Origin of the sequence: Leptolyngbya sp. FACHB-36, from assembly GCF_014695955.1 — a bacterium.
Lineage (GTDB): Bacteria > Cyanobacteriota > Cyanobacteriia > Leptolyngbyales > Leptolyngbyaceae > FACHB-36.
The window spans coordinates 1-4,276 of sequence record NZ_JACJPG010000305.1 but is presented as its reverse complement, the minus strand read 5'-3'; the positions used below and the strand labels follow the sequence as shown (position 1 = coordinate 4,276).

Genomic DNA, 4,276 nt, shown 5'->3' with positions numbered 1-4,276 from the left:
TAGAAGACATATCGCTGTTTTACAGTCGCTTCAGTTAAGCCTAGAGATAGACATTTTCTTATATAGAGATTGAAACAATAGGGCGGTAAACCTGTGCGTCTGGTACTAGGAAGCAGCCTCCGTGAATTTTAATTTCTTTGATTTGTTCTGGGTTTTTCTAGTCATCTCGTCGCTACAACCCTTGTGGCAGCGACGACAAACCGAGTCGCGCCGTGTTCAAGCCCTCACAGGTTTTGAACGACAGCGGCGCAGTCGCGTGATTCTACTGATCCATCGGCAAGAGTCCATTAGCCTATTGGGGATTCCGCTCTCGCGCTACATTACGATCGAAGACTCCGAGCAAGTGCTTCGGGCCATTCGCCTCACACCACCGGACGTGCCGATCGATCTGATTCTGCACACGCCAGGTGGTTTAGTGCTGGCGACGGAGCAAATCGCCCGCGCTCTGATTCGGCATCCCGCAAAAGTGACGGTGTTTGTACCGCACTACGCAATGAGCGGTGGAACAATGCTGGCGCTGGCGGCAGACGAGATCGTTATGGACGCGAATGCAGTGCTGGGTCCGGTTGATCCGCAATTGGGCAATTTCCCAGCGGCAAGCGTACTCAAGGTTGTGGAAGACAAGCCAATCAGCGAAATCGACGACGAGACGCTAATCATGGCAGACCTATCGCGCAAGGCAATCCAGCAGGTGCAACGCTTTGTTCGCACGCTGCTGCAGGACGAAATTCCTAACCCCAAAATTGCACCTGAGAAAGTTGAGCCCATTATTGAGGCTCTGACGACCGGAAGAGTGACGCACGACTATCCGGTGACGGTGGAAGAGGCATCGGAACTCGGTTTACCCATTACGGTAGGCTTGCCGCGCGTCATTTATGAGCTAATGGAATTGTATCCACAGTCGCAGGGCGGGCGTCCCTCGGTCCAGTACATTCCAATGCCCTACAAACCTGGTCCTGCACTGCCTGAGCCAAAAGGTAGACCTCTACCTGAGGGAGCGTCCTTAATGCGGCGGTAAACTGTACCGCGTCACCGCAGCAAGGTAGGCATTTTCTAAAGCAATTCCTCAAATAAGCTGCTTAGCTTCGTCTACCTCGCCTCTGGTTCAAAACTGCTGTACGTGGCTCGACCTATCTCTTCAGTCAGTCCTTTCTCTAGAACCGATCACAAACTGCTGAAAGTTTGGTACTAGTTAGAAAGCTTTGATGAGGACTCATGGCCGCAATCACAGACTCAGATATTGATCTTGCTCCGTTTATTGATCATGCTCTGCTGAGCGCTACAGCCACAGCAGAGCAGGTTGAGCAGTGGTGTGAGGATGCCGATCGGTTTAAATTTGCTGCTGTATGTGTTTATCCAGTTCATGTGCGTCAGGCAGTTGAACTGCTTCGAGGTAAACGTCCGCGCGTTTGCACGGTCATTGGCTTTCCTCACGGCGCAACGACCTCGGCGGTCAAGCTGTATGAGGCGCAGGAAGCAGCAGAAAACGGCGCAACCGAACTGGACGTGGTGATTAACCTTGGCTGGCTGAAGGCGGGCAAAACCGAGGATGTGCATCGGGAGATTGCCGAAATCTGCGATGAAACCGGACAGACCGTCAAGGCAATCCTGGAAATGTCGCTGCTAACGGATGCGGAAAAGCGGTTGGTGGCTGAACTCTGCATGGATGCTGGAGCATCTTTCCTGAAAACTAGCACAGGGCTACATGGTGGAGCGACGATCGCGGACGTTCGGCTACTTAAGGACCTTGCTAAAGACCGAGTGGGGATTAAGGCTTCTGGAGGAATTCGCACGGCAGAGCAGGCGCTAGAGTTAGTTATTGCAGGTGCAACCCGACTGGGCACGTCTCGCGGACCCGATCTTTTGCGTCAGCGCGATACCCTAGAAAAGGGCAAGGAGAATTCAAGATTATGAATTAGTAATTTTGAATTTGAACTGTTCATCTACTCGCTGCTTACTCCTTACTGTCTTCATGAGTCGCACCTACAAAGCCACAGGGATCAACCTGAAGAGTATGCCGCTGGGAGAGTCTGATCGCCTGCTGACGATCCTTACGCGGGAGTTTGGCTTAGTACGGGCAGTAGCGATGGGGGCGCGAAAGCATAACTCTCGATTAGGTGGACGGAGTGGACTGTTTGTGGTGAATGAATTGTTAATTGCGAAGGGGCGATCGCTCGACAAAGTGACTCAGGCGGAAACGCTGGAGTCTTATCCGGGTCTGGCACACGACCTAAAAAAGCTGACGGCAAGTCAGTATTTGGCGGAGCTTTGCTTGTGTCAGGCGCTGAGCGATCAGCCACAAGATGAATTGTTTTGTTTGCTGAATGATCACTTAGGGCGCTTAGAACACGCGTCTGCCGAACAGGTTTTAGCTCACCTAACGCATGCGGTGTTTCAGTTCCTCGTTCTAGCAGGCGTCGCGCCACAGGTTCATCTCTGCTGCCTGACCCAGCACGCGATCGTCCCTGACCTGCACGATCCCGCTTGGCAAGTTGGCTTTAGTATTCCAGCGGGTGGTACGGTAACGCTGGCAGCACTGACGCAGCTACAAACCCCCTCGCCTCGGCAGGCAAATTCAGATAGACCGCAAACGATCGTCCCTCGACAAGAACCTCACAACCGTGTAGCCGAGCCGCGCAGCCGTTACCAAACGGCACCCGCTGTCGGGCTAAACACTCGAATTTCCGCAAGCCAGCTTACAATTCTTCAGCAGTTGGCTCAAGAAAACCTACCCCAGTCAGTGGGTTCGACTCCCCCCAGTCGGACGCTTGTCGCACCACAAAGAGTGTGGACGACTGTTGAGCGACTGCTGCGCCAGTACGCAGAGTATCATTTCGATCGTCCTATTCGCTCCGCAACTCTGATTGACGCCTGCTTTCTTCCCCAAGCGATTACCCCCAACCCTCAGAATCATGATGCGACTGCCTGAATCCGACCTTGAAATCGCTACAATGCTGTCCTCGAACTACCCCGGTTCAGGCAGTCGTAGCCACAGGTCTCGCCAGTTTGACGCCCCTGCTGCGGGTGCCTATGTGAACAAAATGGCAGATTCTACTGACAAACCCGTCATGGCGAATGATGCGCTTGTGGGCGAAGGTGCTAGTACCGAGTCGAAGAATGGCGACTCAACTAACGGTTCTCACTCTCATGAGCTAGATGCGCCGAGTCAGCCACAGTCTACAGAGGCTTCAACCCCCACGGCGGAGCCAGAGCGCGGATTTTTGCCCGTGCTGAAAAACCGCAACTTTTTAACGCTGTGGAGCGGTCAGGTTTTTTCTCAGCTTGCAGATAAGGTCTATCTGGTGCTGATGATTTCGCTGATTGCCAGCCGCTTTCAGACTCAGGGACAGACGATCAGCGGCTGGGTAGCGTCGATTATGATTGCATTCACGATCCCGGCGGTGCTGTTTGGCTCAGTGGCAGGTGCCTATGTGGATCGCTGGTCCAAAAAAGCCGTGCTGGTGCTGACAAATCTACTGCGGGGTGGGCTGGTGTTTGCACTGCCGCCGCTGCTATGGATTTCTAAAGGCTGGACGCCCATTAGCGGCTTTCCGATCGGCTTCTGTATTCTCCTTGGCATCACGTTTTTGGTATCGACGCTGACGCAGTTCTTTGCTCCGGCAGAGCAAGTGGCAATTCCGCTAATTGTGGAGCGGCGGCACCTGCTGTCGGCTAACTCGCTTTACACCACAACCATGATGGCGTCGGTGATCATTGGGTTTGCGGTTGGGGAACCGCTGCTGGCGCTGGCGGATACGCTGGCAGCTCAGTTGGGTTGGACGGCAACAGGACTGGGTAAGGAACTGGTTGTGGGTGGTAGCTATGCGATCTCCGGGCTGCTGCTGCTGCTGCTGAACACCTCCGAGCAACAGCGACCCGTGATCACTCCGATCGAGGGCAGCGACGAAGCCGCAGAACCGCCGCACGTGCTGCAAGATATCCGTGATGGATGGCGCTATTTGAGTGAGCAAGCCCGTGTCCGCAGCGCCATGATTCAGCTCGTGGTTTTGTTTTCGGTGTTTGCATCGCTGGCGGTGCTATCTGTTCGTCTAGCCGAAATCATGCCTGCAATTAAGTCGTCGCAGTTTGGCTTTTTACTGGCGGCGGGCGGAGTCGGCATGGCGATCGGTGCAACCTGTTTGGGACACTTTGGGCAGCGGTTTTCTCACGCACGACTCGGACTGTACGGCTCGATCGGCATGGCATCCTCGCTGCTGGGACTGTCGATCTTTGCGGAACGGCTGGTGCCTGCACTGGTGCTGATTGCGCTTCTGGG

4 protein-coding genes are annotated in these 4,276 nt (G+C 54.2%); all 4 read left to right on the top strand.

All coding sequences use genetic code 11. From position 1 onward, the window contains the following. Positions 1-121: 121 nt before the first annotated feature. Entirely contained in the window at positions 122-1,018 is an 897-nt protein-coding gene (locus tag H6F43_RS08385) for a hypothetical protein (protein ID WP_190342342.1), read from the top strand. A 197-nt stretch (positions 1,019-1,215) separates the two neighbouring features. After that, positions 1,216-1,914, top strand: a complete 699-nt coding sequence (deoC, locus tag H6F43_RS08380; RefSeq protein ID WP_190342341.1) for a deoxyribose-phosphate aldolase — start codon at positions 1,216-1,218, stop codon at positions 1,912-1,914. A gap of 58 nt (positions 1,915-1,972) precedes the next feature. Next, positions 1,973-2,929 (top strand): DNA repair protein RecO, encoded by a 957-nt coding sequence (gene recO / locus H6F43_RS08375; RefSeq protein WP_190342340.1) that lies wholly within the window; start codon positions 1,973-1,975, stop codon positions 2,927-2,929. Further along, positions 2,913-4,276 (top strand): MFS transporter (locus H6F43_RS08370; protein ID WP_190342339.1); only part of this gene is annotated, 1,364 nt, incomplete at its 3' end. The genes recO and H6F43_RS08370, both read left to right, overlap by 17 nt.

What these genes read in the sequence shown, in the direction of transcription:
- deoC (WP_190342341.1), top strand. Translation starts at nt 1,216, where the DNA reads ATGGCCGCAATCACAGACTCAGATATTGATCTTGCTCCGTTTATTGAT.
- recO (WP_190342340.1), top strand. Translation starts at nt 1,973, where the DNA reads ATGAGTCGCACCTACAAAGCCACAGGGATCAACCTGAAGAGTATGCCG.